We start from the raw sequence: 16,458 nt of genomic DNA on the forward strand, positions 1-16,458 counted from the left end.
GCGAGCAGGCTCACTCCTGCAAGGGGCGGGTTTTGAGATTTGAGTAGGGCGGGCTCCTGTAGATGCCGCCCTTTTTTGTGCAAGAGCATTATGCAAAGCAGCAGCAACCTGTTTCCTGTCGCCCTGATCAGCGCCGAACGACGCGGTGATCTGAGCGAAGACGTTTATCGATTGAAACCCGGCAACAGCCCGGACTGGTCCGTGGAGATCGCCGTCACCCGTTTGGGCATGGCCGACGACACGGCGCCCCGTGGCGTGCCGGTGATTTTGTTGCACGGCAGTTTTTCCAATCGACGCTTCTGGTTTTCGCCAAAAGGCCTCGGGCTTGGCGCGTATCTGACGCGACTGGGTTTTGATGTGTGGATTCCGGAGATGCGCGGCCATGGTCTGTCGCAGCGCAACGAGGAATACCGCAGGAACCGTGTTGCCGACTACGCCAAATACGATCTGCCGGCGATTGCCGCGTTCGTGCGTGAGCAGAGCGGGCAGGTGCCGCACTGGATCGGTCATTCGCTGGGCGGCATCACCCTGGCGGCGGCGCTGGGCGGTGAATACTTAGGCGAACCGGCGGTGGCTTCGGCGGCGTTTTTCGGCACCCAGGTCAGCCGCACGTACTGGCCGCTGAAGATCCCGCCGGTGGAGTGGAGCGGGCGCTTCATTCTCAAGCGTTTCGCGCAATTGTCTGGCTCGCGCCTCAAGCGCGGCCCGGAAGACGAACCGATCGGGCTGGCGCTGGAAAGCATGCGCTGGTACGGCCTGTTCGGCCGCTTTGGCGACAAGGACAAGGATTGGTGGGCCGGGCTTGCCGAGGTTCAAGTGCCGGTGCTGGCGGTGACGGCGGCGGGGGATCATCAGGATCCGGCGTGGGCCTGTCGCAAACTGTTCGAACAGATCGGCTCCGAGCACAAGCAGTTCGTCAATCTGGGGCGGGAACAAGGCTTCAGCGACAATTTCGGGCATGTCGAGATGCTGGTGAGCAAGGCAGCACAGGCCGAGGTCTGGCCGCTGGTGGCGCGCTGGCTGCAGGATCAGCACACACCGCTGCTGGGCGAGAAGCCGGACCTGGCCGCGGCGGTTTGAGCGCAGGCTCTGAAAAGGGCATTTCGTTCGTATCGGCTTGCGGCTAAGATATGACGCATTGTGCAATTCTGGTCATATTTGGTGGCTGTTTAGCTATTACGTTTCAGCATTTGTTCAGGTTCGTTCAGCGACCATTGCATGAACTAAGGTAAACAGCGACCGCCGGGACTCGTTTCAACAGAGTGCGACATCCTTGATCGTCTTCCTTGTTACAGGAGTTTTTCGATGAACCATTACCTCACGCCTGACCTGTGCGACGCCTATCCGGAGCTGGTGCAGGTGCTGGAACCGATGTTCAGCAATTTCGGCGGCCGCGATTCCTTCGGCGGCGAAATCGTGACCATCAAATGTTTCGAAGACAACTCGCTGGTCAAAGAGCAGGCCGAACTCAAGGGCAACGGCAAAGTGCTGGTGGTCGATGGCGGCGGTTCGCTGCGTCGTGCGCTGCTGGGCGACATGATCGCCGAGAAAGCGGCGAAAAACGGCTGGGAAGGAATGGTCATCTACGGTTGCATCCGTGACGTCGACGTCATCGCTCAGACCGATCTCGGTGTCCAGGCGCTGGCCAGCCATCCGATGAAGACCGAAAAGCGCGGTATCGGCGACCTCAACGTGCCGGTGACGTTTGCCGGTGTGACGTTCCACCCAGGCCAATTCATTTATGCGGACAACAACGGCGTGATCGTTTCGCCGAGCCCGCTGAAGATGCCTGAATAAAGTTTTCGACAAAGGGATGCGGATGTTCGAGGAAGAAAACGCGCAGTGGGGGCTGGTGCATGCCCTGGTACTGGACGGTAAAGGCGGTGCGCGTTCGATAGCCCGGACTGAGCTCGACGATCTGCAACTGCAGGCTCATGAGAGTCTGTGGCTGCATTGGGATCGCAGTCATCCGCAAACCCAGACCTGGCTGCGCAAATCCAGCGGCCTGAATGAATTCAGCTGCGACCTGCTGCTGGAAGAAAACACCCGCCCGCGCCTGTTGCCGTTGCCGGATGCCGAGCTGTTGCTGTTTCTGCGCGGGGTCAACCTCAACCCGGGTGCCGAGCCGGAAGACATGGTCTCTGTGCGGATTTTCGCCTCCGCCCAGCGCGTGATCTCGTTGCGTCTGCGCCCGCTGCGTGCCACCGATGAACTGCTGGCGCTGTTGAGCGAGGGCAAAGGCCCGAAAACCTCCTCCGAACTGATCCTGTATCTGGCGCAATTCCTCACCAACAAGGTGCAGGATCTGGTCACGTGCCTGTCGGAACTGGTCGATGAAGAGGAAGAAAAACTGGATGCCGACGAACGGTATACCCCCGAGCATGGCTCGATTTTGCACATCCGTCGCCGGGCTGCCGGACTGAAGCGTTTCCTGGCGCCGCAGCGGGATATTTTCGGACAGCTGACGCGGATAAAACTGCCGTGGTTTGTCGACGATGACGCCGACTACTGGAACGAATTGAACAACAGCCTGACCCGCTATCTCGAAGAGCTCGAATTGACTCGAGAGCGCATGGGGCTTGTGCTGGAGGCCGAAGACCGGCGTTTGAACGTGCGCATGAATCGCACGATGTACCGTTTCGGCATCATCACCTGCATCTTTTTGCCGATGAGTTTTCTCACCGGTCTGTTGGGCATCAACGTGGGCGGAATTCCGTTCTCGAGCAGCCCTTATGGTTTCCTCATTGCCTGTCTGACGGTGTTGGCCATGGCCTTTGGTCAATGGTGGTTATTCCGCCGTTTGCGCTGGGTATGAAAATGCAGCATGTGACCCGACCAAATTTGCCCGCGTCTTTCACAGACATCACGAGAGGTGCGTATGCACGATCCGTTTGAACAGTCTTTGCGCGACATGCTCAACGCCTCGCCGTCCAGCCGCGACGACGATGCCTGCCTGGGTCGCGTACTCAAAACCGCCAACCGCCAGGTCGGCGCCGGTGATCTGTTCAGCCTGCTGGGCCGCTGGCTGCCCGCGCTGATGATCGCCCTGAATAACGGCTCGGCCCACGTTTCGCCGGTTTCCCGTCTTCGTAAAACTACCGCTCGCACTGCTGATAAGGCTGATTGAATATGGAACTTGATCTCTGGACTCAGAGCCTCGTCACTGCAATGACTGCGTTGTGGACCAAAGTCGCCAACTTTATCCCGAACCTGTTCGGCGCACTGGTGGTGCTGCTGTTGGGCTTCGTGGTGGCCAAGCTGCTCGATACCTTGCTGTCCAAGTTGCTCGCCAAGCTGGGCCTCGATCGCCTGATGGGCGGCACCGGGTTGACCAAATTGATGTCGCGGGCCGGGCTGCAAGTGCCGATCTCGACCCTGATCGGTAAAATCGTCTACTGGTTCGTTCTGCTGATTTTCCTGGTTTCTGCAGCAGAGTCCCTTGGACTTGAGCGAGTTTCAGCTACGCTGGACATGCTGGCGTTGTATTTGCCGAAAGTTTTCGGCGCCGCGCTGGTGCTGTTGGTGGGTGTTTTGCTTGCCCAACTGGCCAACGGACTGGTGCGCGGTGCGGCAGAAGGCGTAGGGCTGGACTACGCTTCGGGTTTGGGTCGAATTGCTCAAGGGCTGGTGATCATCATCAGTATCTCGGTGGCGATCAGTCAGCTTGAGGTCAAAACCGACCTGTTGAACCATGTGATCGTCATCGTTTTGATTACCGTTGGTCTGGCCGTTGCGCTGGCCATGGGTTTGGGAAGCCGGGAAATTGCCGGTCAGATTCTTGCGGGAATCTATGTGCGTGAGTTGTATCAGGTTGGGCAACAAGTGCGTGTTGGTGAGGTCGAAGGCCAGATCGAAGAGATCGGCACGGTTAAAACCACATTGCTGACCGATGAGGGTGAGCTAGTCTCACTTTCCAATCGGATCCTGCTGGAACAGCATGTGAGTAGCCGCTAACCCGGCAAACCCTGCTAATGTATGCCGCCGCAAAATGCCCTGAGAGGGTAGCGGCGGACATTGACCTGACTGTCGGCACGACTTGTTTTGAATAAAGCCCAAACGCTATCCACGCGCTATGACCCCCGTGAGCTCTCTGATGAGGAGTTGGTCGCGCGCTCGCATACCGAGCTGTTTCACGTGACGCGCGCCTATGAAGAGCTGATGCGGCGTTACCAGCGAACATTATTTAACGTTTGTGCGAGATATCTTGGGAACGATCGCGACGCAGACGATGTCTGTCAGGAAGTGATGCTGAAGGTGCTGTACGGCCTGAAGAACTTCGAGGGGAAATCGAAGTTCAAAACGTGGCTGTACAGCATCACTTACAACGAATGCATCACGCAGTATCGGAAGGAACGGCGAAAGCGTCGCTTGATGGACGCCTTGAGTCTGGACCCCCTGGAAGAAGCGTCGGAAGAAAAGGCGCCGAAACCCGAGGAGAAGGGCGGACTCGATCGCTGGCTGGTGTATGTGAACCCGATTGACCGTGAAATTCTGGTGCTACGATTTGTCGCAGAGCTGGAGTTTCAGGAGATCGCAGACATCATGCACATGGGTTTGAGTGCGACAAAAATGCGGTACAAACGTGCTCTAGACAAATTGCGTGAGAAATTTGCAGGCATTGCTGAAACTTAGTTCAGCGCAAATATCTCTTACGTGTAGGCAAGTTCTGATAGACTTGCCGCCGAGTTGTCCCCCGGTTTGCGGGACTGCTTCACAATCACCAGATGGGGATTTAACGGATGAAACTGAAAAACACCTTGGGCTTGGCCATTGGTTCTTTGATTGCCGCTACTTCGTTCGGCGCACTGGCACAAGGCCAAGGCGCAGTTGAAGGCGAACTGTTCTACAAGAAGCAGTACAACGACAGCGTTAACCACGTCGAAGACGGCTTCAACCCAGGCGCCTCTATCGGTTACTTCTTGACCGACGACGTATCGTTGAACTTGACCTACGACAAGAACAACCACACCCGTTCGAACGACGGCACCGGCAGCCAGAAACTGCACGGCGACAACTTCGGTCTGAACGCTCAATACCACTTCAACAACGCTGGCGACGCTCTGCGTCCTTACGTTTCTGGTGGTGTGAAGCATGGCAGCCTGACCAACGTAGCTGCTGACGGCCACACCGGTCGCGACCAGTCGACCTACCTGACTGCTGGCGCTGGCGTTAAGTACTACTTCGCTGAAAACTTCTACGCCCGCGCTGGTGTAGATGCTGACTACAAACTGGACAACGGTCGCTGGAACTACGCTCCAGTTGTTGGCCTGGGTGTGAACTTCGGTGGCGGCGGCAAGCCAGCTGCTGCTCCAGTTCCAGCTCCAGCTGAAGTCTGCTCCGACAGCGACAACGATGGCGTTTGCGACAACGTTGACAAGTGCCCGGACACCCCAGCCAACGTAACTGTTGACGCTGATGGCTGCCCAGCAGTTGCTGAAGTTGTTCGTGTAGAGCTGGACGTGAAATTCGACTTCGACAAGTCGGTCGTCAAGCCAAACAGCTACGCTGACATCAAGAACCTGGCTGACTTCATGAAGCAGTACCCAGCCACTCACACCACTGTTGAAGGTCACACTGACTCCGTCGGTCCTGACGCTTACAACCAGAAACTGTCTGAGCGTCGTGCAAACGCCGTTAAGCAAGTTCTGACCCAGCAGTACGGTGTTGAGTCGTCCCGCGTTCAGTCGATCGGCTACGGCGAATCCCGCCCAGTTGCTGACAACAAAACTGAAGCTGGTCGCGCTGTTAACCGTCGCGTAGAAGCGCAGGTTGAAGCTCAAGCTAAGTAATTAGCTCGCCGCTTTGAGAAAAGCCCGGCTCAGGCCGGGCTTTTCTTTGCCTGCGATTTGGTGAAGCGCAAATATTTACGCCCACACAATGGCCGACAGACTGCACACCCGTCCTGGGTTCAGCCTCATTAGCACTGCCATGTCGCTGGGGGGGGAGGGCTAAGCCGCCGGTGCCCAGATGCACGGCGTAAATCAGCCCGTACGGGCTGCGGGCGACCTTCCCGGGCTTTGCCCAGACCAAACCGCTGACGACCCCATTGTCCGTGCCTGCAGGCCGCCATATGCCAGTCGGGCTGATTTGCCTGTGTGCCTCGCGCCGAGGGGCGTTGCCCGGCTATAATCGCCGCCTCTTTTCGCCGCCCGAGTCATCGCCGCCCATGTACACCCTGGCCCGTCAGCTGTTGTTCAAACTTTCCCCGGAAACCTCCCACGATCTGTCGCTGGATCTGATCGGCGCGGGTGGGCGTTTGGGCCTCAACGGCATGCTGTGCAAGAAGCCTGCGAACGTGCCGCTGACCGTCATGGGTCTGGATTTTCCGAACCCGGTGGGTCTGGCGGCCGGTCTGGACAAGAACGGCGCGGCCATCGACGGCTTTTCGCAACTGGGTTTCGGTTTTGTCGAGATCGGCACCGTGACCCCGCGTCCGCAGCCGGGCAACCCGAAGCCACGGATCTTCCGCCTGCCGGAAGCCGAGGCGATCATCAACCGCATGGGCTTCAACAACCTCGGTGTCGATAACCTGCTGGCGCGGGTCGCGGCGGCCAAATACAAGGGCGTGCTGGGGATCAATATCGGCAAGAATTTCGACACCCCGGTCGAGCGTGCAGTGGATGACTACCTGATCTGCCTGGACAAGGTTTACGCCCACGCCAGCTACATCACCGTCAACGTCAGCTCGCCGAACACCCCGGGCCTGCGCAGTCTGCAGTTCGGTGATTCGCTCAAGCAGTTGTTGGCGGACCTGGCCACGCGCCGCGCCGAACTGGCCCTGCGTCACGGCAAACATGTTCCGCTGGCGATCAAGATAGCCCCGGACATGACCGACGAAGAGACCGCGCAAGTGGCTCAGGCGTTGATTGAGACCGGTATGGACGCGGTGATCGCCACCAACACCACCCTGAGCCGCGTGGGCGTCGAAGGCATGGAACATGGTGACGAGGCCGGCGGTCTGTCCGGCGCACCGGTACGCGAGAAGAGCACGCACACGGTGAAGGTGTTGGCGGCTGAGCTGGGTGGTCGGTTGCCGATCATTGCCGCTGGCGGTATCACCGAGGGCAAGCACGCGGCCGAGAAGATCATGGCGGGTGCGAGCCTGGTACAGATCTATTCCGGGTTCATCTACAAAGGCCCGGCGTTGATTCGCGAATCCGTTGACGCGATCGCCGCCCTGCGCTGATCCCCTTGTGGGAGCGGGCTTGCTCGCGAAAGCACTGTATCAGTCACCGAAGATGCTGACAGAAGCACCGCTTTCGCGAGCAAGCCCGCTCCCACAGGTTATGTGTGCAGTTCAAGTGATTTTGCAGGCATAAAAAAGGGCTCCTCGAAGGAGCCCCTGGGCCGCAGCCCGCCGTCCGGGAAGGACGTGCATGGTAAGTCGCTAAAAATTCAGATTGTCGTGTCGGAATTAATGCCCTGTGTCAGCCGACGGCGTGAAGTTCGTTGAGTCTGTGGATCCCCGCAGTGCCGGTCATACCGTCCCAGTTGTCGCCGCGTCCTTCTCGCCAGCCGTTGATCCAGGCTTGACGTACCGACGGTAGAGTAAATGGGCAAAGCTCGCGGGATTTGCCACCAACGCCATATTGATATCCGCGCAAAAATGCTCTTTCCAACGGATCACGCTTAAGTCTTCTCATAGGGTGTTTCCCTCACTTGTTGACTGTTTGTGTCGCGTTGACCTCAACCGAGGTCTGGCAGAAAAACTCTGCCGGGGGCGGCTCGCTGCCGGCGTGGCGAGCCAAGGTGTTGACGCCGTTGCGACGTCAACCTGTGTTCAGTTCTAACCAATGAGTCACACCGAGGGAATGATCGTTTTGTCATAAGGACGTAACGAAAATAGTGCTACAGCCATAAGTAACGACGGGTTTCATGAACGTTTTTTCACCAAACCCCGGTATGATCGGCCCCGCGCTGGATGATGGGGTTAATCCTTTAGTGAGAATGACCTACGTTTGCGCTGGGGTACTAAGCGACGAAGGGTCGCTTTAAGACTTTTTGTTTCATCAACTTTTTTATCTGTCCTTGCATCTAAGCTCTTTTAACCCGAGCAGCAGGGATGGAACGGCACACCTTCGTGCCACGCGGGCGCTCTTTTAGAAAAGCGCCTGATTGAAAACCGGATCGGCAATGCGTTGCCGATTCACTAGCCAAAGGCTCTGGAAATACCATGTCCGATCGTTTCGAACTCTTCCTCACTTGCCCCAAAGGCCTTGAAGGCCTGCTCATCGAGGAAGCCGTCGGGCTTGGCCTTGAAGAAGCCCGCGAGCACACCTCCGCCGTGCGTGGCATGGCGACCATGGAAACCGCCTACCGCCTGTGCCTCTGGTCGCGTCTGGCCAACCGTGTATTGCTGGTGCTCAAGCGTTTCCCGATGAAGGACGCCGAAGACCTGTACCACGGTGTACTCGACGTCGAGTGGCAGGACCACATGCTCAGCGACGGCACCCTGGCCGTTGAATTCAGCGGCCACGGCTCGGGGATCGACAACACTCACTTCGGCGCCTTGAAGGTCAAGGACGCCATCGTCGACAAACTGCGCACCCCGCAAGGCGACCGCCCGTCCATCGACAAGCTCAACCCGGACCTGCGCATCCATCTGCGCCTGGATCGCGGCGAAGCGATCCTGTCGCTCGATCTCTCCGGTCACAGCCTGCACCAGCGCGGTTACCGCCTGCAGCAGGGCGCTGCACCGCTGAAGGAAAACCTCGCGGCGGCGATCCTGATCCGTTCCGGCTGGCCGCGCATTGCTGCCGAAGGCGGCGCGCTGGCTGACCCGATGTGCGGTGTCGGTACGTTCCTGGTCGAGGCCGGCATGATCGCCGCCGACATGGCGCCGAACCTGCGCCGTGAGCAGTGGGGCTTCACCGCATGGCTGGGCCACGTGCCGGCGCTGTGGAAAAAACTCCATGAAGAAGCGGTCGAGCGTGCCGCTGCCGGTCTGGCCAAACCACCGCTGTGGATTCGCGGTTACGAAGCCGACCCGCGCCTGATTCAACCGGGCCGCAACAACGTCGAGCGTGCGGGTCTGAGCGAGTGGATCAAGATCTACCAGGGTGAAGTCGCGACCTTCGAGCCGCGTCCGGACCAGAACCAGAAAGGTCTGGTGATCTGCAACCCACCGTATGGCGAGCGTCTGGGTGATGAAGCCAGCCTGCTGTACCTCTACCAGAACCTTGGCGAGCGCCTGCGTCAGGCCTGCTTGAACTGGGAAGCAGCGGTGTTCACCGGTGCGCCGGATCTGGGCAAGCGCATGGGCATTCGCAGCCACAAACAGTATTCGTTCTGGAACGGCGCGCTGCCGTGCAAGCTGTTGTTGATCAAAGTGCTGCCGGATCAGTTCGTCACTGGCGAGCGCCGCACCCCGGAGCAGCGTCAGGCCGAGCGTGAGCAAGCCGCTTACGACCAGACCCCGGACGAGCCGCAAGAGCGCAAGTTCAACAAAAACGGCAACCCGATCAAGCCGACGCCAGCCCCGGCTCCGGTGATCGAGCAGCCGCGCTTGAGCGAAGGCGGGCAGATGTTTGCCAACCGTCTGCAAAAAAACCTCAAGGCCATGGGCAAGTGGGTCAAGCGCGAAGGCATTGATTGCTACCGCGTCTACGATGCCGACATGCCGGAATATGCGATGGCCATCGACCTGTATCACGATTGGGTGCACGTGCAGGAATACGCTGCGCCGAAGTCCATTGATCCGGAAAAAGCCTCGGCGCGCATGTTCGATGCCCTGGCCGCGATTCCGCAGGCGCTGAACGTCGACAAGAGCCGCGTGGTGGTCAAGCGCCGCGAGCGCCAGAGCGGCACCAAGCAGTACGAGCGTCAGGCCGCGCAAGGCAAGTTCAACGAAGTCAGCGAAGGCGGCGTCAAGCTGCTGGTAAACCTTACCGACTACCTTGACACCGGGCTGTTCCTCGACCACCGGCCGATGCGTATGCGCATTCAGAAAGAGGCGGCCGGCAAGCGCTTCCTCAATCTGTTTTGCTACACCGCGACGGCCAGCGTGCACGCGGCCAAGGGCGGTGCGCGCAGCACCACCAGCGTCGACCTGTCGAAAACCTACCTCGACTGGGCGCGCCGCAACCTGTCGCTGAACGGTTTCTCCGACAAGAACCGTCTGGAGCAGGGCGACGTGATGGCATGGCTGGAAAACAGCCGGGACGAGTACGACCTGATCTTCATCGATCCGCCGACCTTCTCCAACTCCAAGCGCATGGAAGGCATCTTCGACGTACAGCGTGATCAGGTGCAGTTGATCGACCTGGCCATGGCGCGCCTGGCGCCGGGTGGCGTGCTGTACTTCTCCAACAACTTCCGCAAGTTCCAGTTGGAGGAGAACCTGGCCGAGCGTTACGCGGTCGAGGAAATCAGCGCGAAGACCATCGACCCGGATTTCGCCCGCAACACCAAGATTCATCGCGCCTGGAAAATCACGGCTCGTTGACACTTGTCCAGGTTGGATCCACAGAGCCTTGATTTTTAACGGCTCTTGGATCCGATCAACGCTAGCCAAATTAATGGCTAATAGCTATAACTCACTCATGGCCAATGGGGCTTTCCCGGAACACTGGCGTAGTGAGTTGCCCTTATGTCGTTGCACCCCGTGCGCCCAAGGATTCTGGGTTTTATCAGCGAAGAAGTCTCGGCCTGGCTGGTCGCGCTGCTGGTATTGCTCGCCGGCGGGATTCTCACGGGGCTGCTCGCCTGGGCCACCCTCAATCAGTTTCATCATCAATTGCTTCAGCGTTTTCAACTGCTCGCCAATGAGCGCTACAGCCGCATCGAAGAACGCTTTCAGGATCAGGAGCAGCGCCTCGACGGTCTGCGCCGTTTCTTCGCCAACTCCGAATCCGTGTCCCGTGCCGAGTTCGACGGCTACACCCAACCTCTATTACTGCGCACCCAGGCCTATTCGTATGCGCCGCGGGTCAGTGCGGCCGAGCGCCCGGCGTTCGAGCAGCGTGTGCGGGACGAAGGCCTGAACACCTTTACCATTCGCGAACTCAACGCACAGGACGAACTGCAACTGGCGGCCGTGCGTGATGAATACGTGCCGGTGTTGTACAGCCAGACCCAGAGCCGCCTCGGCTCGCCCTTGGGCTACGATTTGCTCGCGCAACCGCTGCGCCGCGACACCCTGCAGCGCGCCGAAAAACTCGGCAATCTTGCGGTGTCGCAACCGATGCACCTGGTAAGTATCGAACCCTCTTACGCGCGCGGTGTGCTGCTGGTGGCGCCCGTAACCCGTGAGGCCGGGCGGCGGCCGTTTGGCTACGTAATGGCGGTGATCAGCATGCGTCAGTTGCTGGCCGATGGTTTGCCGGATGCGTTCCATGACTACCTCTCGGTGCGCATCCTCGATCTGTCGACCAGCGATCAACACGAGGTACTGTTCGAGTCGAGCAATCAACCGGCCGCCAGTGAATTGTCGGCGACGCGCCTTGTACGCCTGGCCGATCACGACTATCAGGTCGATATTCTGCCGAGCGAAGCATTTATGCAGGCCAATCATTCGTCAGTCGGCAGTGTGGTGATTCTCGGCGGATTATTGAGTGTGTTGCTCAGCGCGTTGCTCTACGTGCTGGTCAGCCAGCGCCAGCGCGCCTTGCGCATGGTCGAACTGCGCACTCAGGAACTGCACGCTCGCGAGCAGGAACTGCGCGGCACCCACGGTCAATTGCGCGGGGTGCTGAACGCCGCGACCCAGGTTGCAATCATCGCCACCGATTTGCGCGGGGTGATCAACACCTTCAACCCCGGCGCGGAACAGATGCTCGGCTACAGCAGCGCCGATGTCGTTGGCCATATGACTCTGGAAAACCTGCACCTGCCGCGCGAACTCACAGCGCGCTCGGCGGAGTTGAGCGCGCGTTACGGCAAGAGCATTCCGACCTGTCACGCGATGCTGGTCGAGGGCGGCGAGGTGGGCGGTCATGAGGCGCGCGAGTGGACGCTGGTGCGCAGCGATGGCAGTCATCTGCCGGTGAACATGCTCGCCACCCCGGTGCTCGATGAACAGGGCCTGTGGGTCGGTCATCTGGCGATTTGCATCGACATCACCGAGCGCAAGCGCGTGCACGAGGCACTCGCGGCGCGGGATGTGCTGCTGAAAAAACTCAGCGCCCATGTGCCCGGCGGCATCTACCAGTTCAAGATGGAGTTCGACGGACGCTTCAGCGTGATCTACGCCAGCGACGGCATCCGCGAGATCTACGAGTTGGAGCCGGATGTGCTGCTGCTCAATGCCGAGGCAATTTTCACCCGCATTCATCCGCAGGATGTCTCGCGGGTTCGCAGCTCGATCCGGGCGTCGGCAGACAGCCTCAGCCCGTGGCGCGAGGAATACCGCGTGCAGTTGCCCGAGCGCGGCCTGCGCTGGGTACGCGGTGAGGCGACGCCGGAAGAGCTGCCGGGCGGCGGTGTGCTGTGGCACGGCTACATCTCGGACATTTCCGATCTGAAGCGGGTGGAAGAGGAACTGCGGGCGCTGTCGGTTACCGACTCACTGACCGGCATCCACAACCGGCGTTATTTCCAGGAACGCCTGACCACCGAAATGGCCCGGGTCGAGCGTGGCGGCGGCGAGCTGTCGGTGATCATGCTCGACATCGATCACTTCAAACGGATCAACGACCAGTACGGCCATGCCGTGGGCGACCGCGTGTTGCAGGCAGTGTGCGAACGCATCGGCCATCGCTTGCGCCGCACCGATGTGTTCTGCCGTCTGGGCGGCGAGGAATTCATGGTGCTGTGCCCGGATATCGACGGCAAGCACGCCTATATCCTTGCCAAGGAGTTATGGCAGGGGCTGCGCAGTTCGCCGGTGGATGTCGTCGGGGTGGTGACGGCCAGTTTCGGCATCGCCAGCTGGCGACCGGGGGAGGGCGCAGATGCGCTGTTGTTGCGAGCGGATTCGGGCGTGTACGCGGCGAAGCAGGCCGGACGGGATCGGGTTGAGCAGATGAGCTAGCCTGTTACGCCAATCCCCTGTGGGAGCGGGCTTGTTCACGAATGCGTCAGTTCAGTCAGTATTTTTGGTGACTGACACGCCGCCTTCGCGAGCAAGCCCGCTCCCACATTAGATCGGCTGTGTTTTCACAGCGCCGAAGCGGTCTGCGGCAAGCGCGGCTGCTTGTACAGATCCAGCAGCACCTGATCCAGCACCGACGATGCGCCGAACGGGGCCTTGTCGTTGAGGATCGCCACCACCGCCCAAGTGTTGCCATTGACGTCACGGCTGAAGCCGGCAATGGCACGCACGGTGTTCAGGGTGCCGGTCTTGACGTGGGCTTCGCCGCGCATTGCGGTGGTCTTCAGGCGTTTGCGCATGGTGCCGTCAGTGCCGGCAATCGGTAGCGAGCTGATGTACTCGGCGGCGTACGGGCTGTGCCAGGCCGCTTGCAGCATGTTGGCCATCTCGCGGGCGCTGACGCGTTCAGCGCGCGACAGCCCGGAGCCGTTCTCCATCACCAGGTGCGGCGCGGTGATGCCTTTCTTCGCCAGCCATTGGCGGACCACGCGTTGCGCGGCCTTGGCGTCGTCACCGTCGGCTTCGTTGCGGTATTTCTGGCCCAGGCTCAGGAACAGCTGCTGGGCCATGGTGTTGTTACTGTATTTGTTGATGTCGCGGATGATTTCCGCCAGATCCGGCGAATAGGCGCGGGCCAGCAATTTGGCGCTGCTCGGGGTCGCGGCGAGGCGATCCTTGCCCTGAATGCTGCCCCCCAATTCTTTCCAGATCGCGCGCACAGCACCGGCGGTGTAGGTCGCGTGGTCGAGCAGCGACAGGTAAGTCTGCGAGCTGCAGCCATCGCCCAGTTGACCGGCGACGGTCACGGTCACGCTGCCATCAGGCTGGGTCACCGGGTTGTAGCGCACGCCACCGGTGCACTGTTTGGAATTGAGCGCCTTGACCGTGTTCTCGATGTGCACGCTGGCAATCGGCGGCTCCACCGAGATCAGCACCCGGCCACCGTCATTGCGCGCCACAAAGCGCAGGGCCTTGAGGTTGACCAGCAGCGAGTCCGGCTTGACCAGGAACGGCTTGTTCTCGTCGTTGCCGTCGTCGTTGAACTCGGGCAGTTGCGGCTGGATGAAGAAGCTGCGGTCGAGGATCAGGTCGCCGGTGACCTGGGTCACGCCGTTGGCGCGCAGGTCGCGCATCAGCAGCCAGAGTTTTTCCATGTTCAACTTCGGATCGCCGCCACCCTTGAGGTACAGGTTGCCGTTGAGGATGCCGCCGCTCAGGTCGCCGTCGGTGTAGAACTCGGTTTTCCACTGATGGTTGGGGCCGAGCATTTCCAGCGAGGCGTAGGTGGTGACCAGTTTCATGGTCGAGGCCGGGTTGACCGAGACGTCGGCGTTGTACACGGTCGGGTTGCCCGGGCCGTCGAGCGGGATCATCACCAGCGACAGTGCAGTGGGCTGCAGTTTGCTGGCCTTGAGGGCTTTTTCGACGTTAGGCGTGAGGGCGGTGTTGATGGTGGCCGCAGAAACCGGCAGGGCCAGGGGCAGAAGAAGGCCGGCGAGAAACAGTGGACGCAACGATTTGATCATATGAATTAAAACCCTGCAGAAGAGGGGAAAAATAACGAGGGCATGGATGAAAAAGCCCTCAGTGGTCATGAAAGTGTCGGCATTATGCCCCAAGGTGTAACAGCTTGTGCCTTGCCCGTGGCGGCCATTTCGTTATTTTTTTTACAGCTGGTCGGCCACGGTACCCAGAGAGTCGGGCAATTGACCGCTTAAACTGGTAAAGTGCCGGCCGTTATTACTTAAGAGGATTGTTCCAATGGCGACTAACCGTTCCCAGCGTCTGCGCAAAAAACTGTGCGTTGATGAATTCCAAGAGCTGGGTTTCGAACTGAACCTGGACTTCAAAGAAGACTTGTCCGAAGAAGCCATTGACGCTTTCCTCGAAGCATTCATCAAAGAAGCCATGGAAGCCAACGGTCTGGGCTATGTCGGCGGCGACGACTTCGGTCTGGTGTGCCTGCAGAAGCGTGGCTCGGTCAACGAAGAGCAGCGCGCTGCCGTTGAAGCCTGGCTGAAAAACCGTAGCGAACTGACCGGCATGACCGTCAGCCCGCTGCTGGACGTTTGGTATCCGGAAAAGCCGATCAACGCGGCTAAGTGATACTGAAAAAAACGGCGACCTTCGGGTCGCCGTTTTTTTATGCCTGGGTTTTGCGCCAATTCAGGATCAATAACGTCAGCACACCCGCCACAATCCCCCAGAATGCCGAACCGATGGAAAACAGCGTCAGCCCCGACGCCGTGACCATGAAGGTGATCAGCGCCGCTTCACGTTCCTTCACTTCGGTCATGGCAATGCTCAGTCCGTTGATGATCGAGCCGAACAGCGCCAGCGCGGCAATCGACAGCACCAGTTCTTTCGGCAACGCGGCAAACAACGCCGCCAAAGTTGCGCCGAACACCCCGGCAATCCCGTAGAAAATCCCGCACCACACCGCGGCGGTGTAGCGCTTGTTGCGATCTTCATGGGCGTGCGGCCCGGTGCAGATCGCCGCGCTGATGGCCGCGAGGTTGATGCCGTGGGAGCCGAACGGCGCCAGCAGCAGCGAGGCGATGCCGGTGGTGGTGATCAGTGGCGAGGCCGGAACGTTGTAGCCGTCGGCGCGCAGCACGGCGATGCCGGGCATGTTTTGCGAAGTCATGGCCACCACAAACAGCGGGATGCCGATGCTGATGGTCGCGGCCAGCGAAAAATGCGGCGTGGTCCACACCGGCGTCGCCACTTCCAGATGAAAGCCGCTGAAGTCCAGCAGGCCCATGAAGCCCGACAGTGCGGTGCCAATCAGCAGCGCAGCCAGCACGGCGTAACGCGGCGACAGGCGCTTGACCACCAGGTAAGTGAAGAACATCCCCAGCACCAGCCCGGTGCGGTGCTGCGCGGCGACGAAGATTTCGCTGCCGATCTTGAACAGAATCCCCGCCAGCAACGCCGCTGCCAGCGAGGCCGGGATCTTTTTCACCAGGCGTTCGAAGCTGCCGGTCAGGCCACAGATCGTTACCAGCACCGCGCAGGTGATGTAGGCGCCGATGGCCTCGCCGTACGTGACGCCGCCCAGACTGGTGATCAGCAGGGCCGCGCCCGGTGTCGACCAGGCGATGGTGATCGGCGTGCGGTAGCGCAGCGACAGGCCGATCGAGCACACCGCCATGCCGATCGAGATTGCCCAGATCCACGAGGAAATCTGCCCGCTGCTCAGGCCCGCCGCTTGCCCGGCCTGAAACATCAGCACCAGGGAACTGGTGTAGCCAGTCATCATCGCAATGAACCCGGCGACGATGGCCGAAGGCGAAGTGTCGGCGAGCGGGCGCAGCCGGGTGTAGGTGGCGTCGTTCATGACGGCGATGTTCCTTATACAGATGAAGATCCCCGCCACACCACAGGGGGATTGTGTGTAAAAGGCGGATTCTGCGATCAAGCCTAAA

General features: G+C 59.8%; 14 protein-coding genes. 11 read left to right on the forward strand and 3 right to left on the reverse strand.

What is annotated here, in order from left to right; genetic code table 11:
- The first annotated feature begins 90 nt into the window (after positions 1 to 90).
- The 8 genes from AC0J41_RS07490 to AC0J41_RS07525 all read left to right on the forward strand — a co-directional run bounded on the left by AC0J41_RS07490 (position 91) and on the right by AC0J41_RS07525 (position 7,186).
- Positions 91 to 1,080, forward strand: coding sequence for an alpha/beta fold hydrolase (locus AC0J41_RS07490; RefSeq protein WP_473015026.1), 990 nt, complete (start codon positions 91 to 93; stop codon positions 1,078 to 1,080).
- Between the two features lie 225 nt (positions 1,081 to 1,305).
- On the forward strand, positions 1,306 to 1,797 hold the full coding sequence (rraA, locus tag AC0J41_RS07495; protein ID WP_025110331.1) for a ribonuclease E activity regulator RraA: 492 nt from the start codon (positions 1,306 to 1,308) through the stop codon (positions 1,795 to 1,797).
- 22 nt (positions 1,798 to 1,819) lie between these two features.
- Complete coding sequence (locus tag AC0J41_RS07500) at positions 1,820 to 2,815, forward strand: zinc transporter ZntB (RefSeq protein ID WP_025110332.1); 996 nt, start codon at positions 1,820 to 1,822, stop codon at positions 2,813 to 2,815.
- Positions 2,816 to 2,878: 63 nt separating this feature from the next.
- Positions 2,879 to 3,127, forward strand: coding sequence for a hypothetical protein (locus AC0J41_RS07505; protein WP_003223293.1), 249 nt, complete (start codon positions 2,879 to 2,881; stop codon positions 3,125 to 3,127).
- A gap of 2 nt (positions 3,128 to 3,129) precedes the next feature.
- Entirely contained in the window at positions 3,130 to 3,954 is an 825-nt protein-coding gene (locus tag AC0J41_RS07510; RefSeq protein WP_007916401.1) for a mechanosensitive ion channel family protein, read from the forward strand.
- 87 nt (positions 3,955 to 4,041) lie between these two features.
- Entirely contained in the window at positions 4,042 to 4,632 is a 591-nt protein-coding gene (gene sigX, locus AC0J41_RS07515; protein ID WP_011333251.1) for an RNA polymerase sigma factor SigX, read from the forward strand.
- A gap of 107 nt (positions 4,633 to 4,739) precedes the next feature.
- Entirely contained in the window at positions 4,740 to 5,789 is a 1,050-nt protein-coding gene (locus AC0J41_RS07520) for an OmpA family protein (protein WP_473015027.1), read from the forward strand.
- A 377-nt stretch (positions 5,790 to 6,166) separates the two neighbouring features.
- Positions 6,167 to 7,186, forward strand: a complete 1,020-nt coding sequence (locus AC0J41_RS07525; RefSeq protein ID WP_473015028.1) for a quinone-dependent dihydroorotate dehydrogenase — start codon at positions 6,167 to 6,169, stop codon at positions 7,184 to 7,186.
- 241 nt (positions 7,187 to 7,427) lie between these two features.
- On the opposite strand, the gene rmf is transcribed toward AC0J41_RS07525, so the two are convergent.
- Positions 7,428 to 7,643 (reverse strand): ribosome modulation factor, encoded by a 216-nt coding sequence (gene rmf, locus AC0J41_RS07530; protein WP_003223300.1) that lies wholly within the window; start codon positions 7,641 to 7,643, stop codon positions 7,428 to 7,430.
- 530 nt (positions 7,644 to 8,173) lie between these two features.
- Here rmf and rlmKL point away from each other — a divergent pair.
- Both rlmKL and AC0J41_RS07540 read left to right on the forward strand, forming a co-directional pair.
- Complete coding sequence (rlmKL, locus tag AC0J41_RS07535) at positions 8,174 to 10,444, forward strand: bifunctional 23S rRNA (guanine(2069)-N(7))-methyltransferase RlmK/23S rRNA (guanine(2445)-N(2))-methyltransferase RlmL (RefSeq protein ID WP_473015029.1); 2,271 nt, start codon at positions 8,174 to 8,176, stop codon at positions 10,442 to 10,444.
- Positions 10,445 to 10,588: 144 nt separating this feature from the next.
- The gene (locus tag AC0J41_RS07540) at positions 10,589 to 12,970 is read left to right on the forward strand and encodes a sensor domain-containing diguanylate cyclase (protein WP_473015030.1); all 2,382 of its coding nucleotides are present in this window, start codon (positions 10,589 to 10,591) and stop codon (positions 12,968 to 12,970) included.
- 125 nt (positions 12,971 to 13,095) lie between these two features.
- Here AC0J41_RS07540 and dacB read toward each other — a convergent pair whose 3' ends face one another.
- On the reverse strand, positions 13,096 to 14,556 hold the full coding sequence (gene dacB, locus AC0J41_RS07545; RefSeq protein ID WP_025110337.1) for a D-alanyl-D-alanine carboxypeptidase/D-alanyl-D-alanine endopeptidase: 1,461 nt from the start codon (positions 14,554 to 14,556) through the stop codon (positions 13,096 to 13,098).
- Positions 14,557 to 14,791: 235 nt separating this feature from the next.
- On the opposite strand from dacB, the gene AC0J41_RS07550 reads away from it, so the two are divergent.
- The gene (locus AC0J41_RS07550; RefSeq protein WP_003223308.1) at positions 14,792 to 15,136 is read left to right on the forward strand and encodes a YggL family protein; all 345 of its coding nucleotides are present in this window, start codon (positions 14,792 to 14,794) and stop codon (positions 15,134 to 15,136) included.
- 37 nt (positions 15,137 to 15,173) lie between these two features.
- On the opposite strand, the gene AC0J41_RS07555 is transcribed toward AC0J41_RS07550, so the two are convergent.
- A complete protein-coding gene (locus AC0J41_RS07555; RefSeq protein WP_025110338.1) occupies positions 15,174 to 16,370 on the reverse strand; it encodes a benzoate/H(+) symporter BenE family transporter in 1,197 nt (398 codons plus the stop codon).
- Positions 16,371 to 16,458: the final 88 nt, after the last annotated feature.

The organism is Pseudomonas sp. Arb-4-2C, assembly GCF_055755015.1.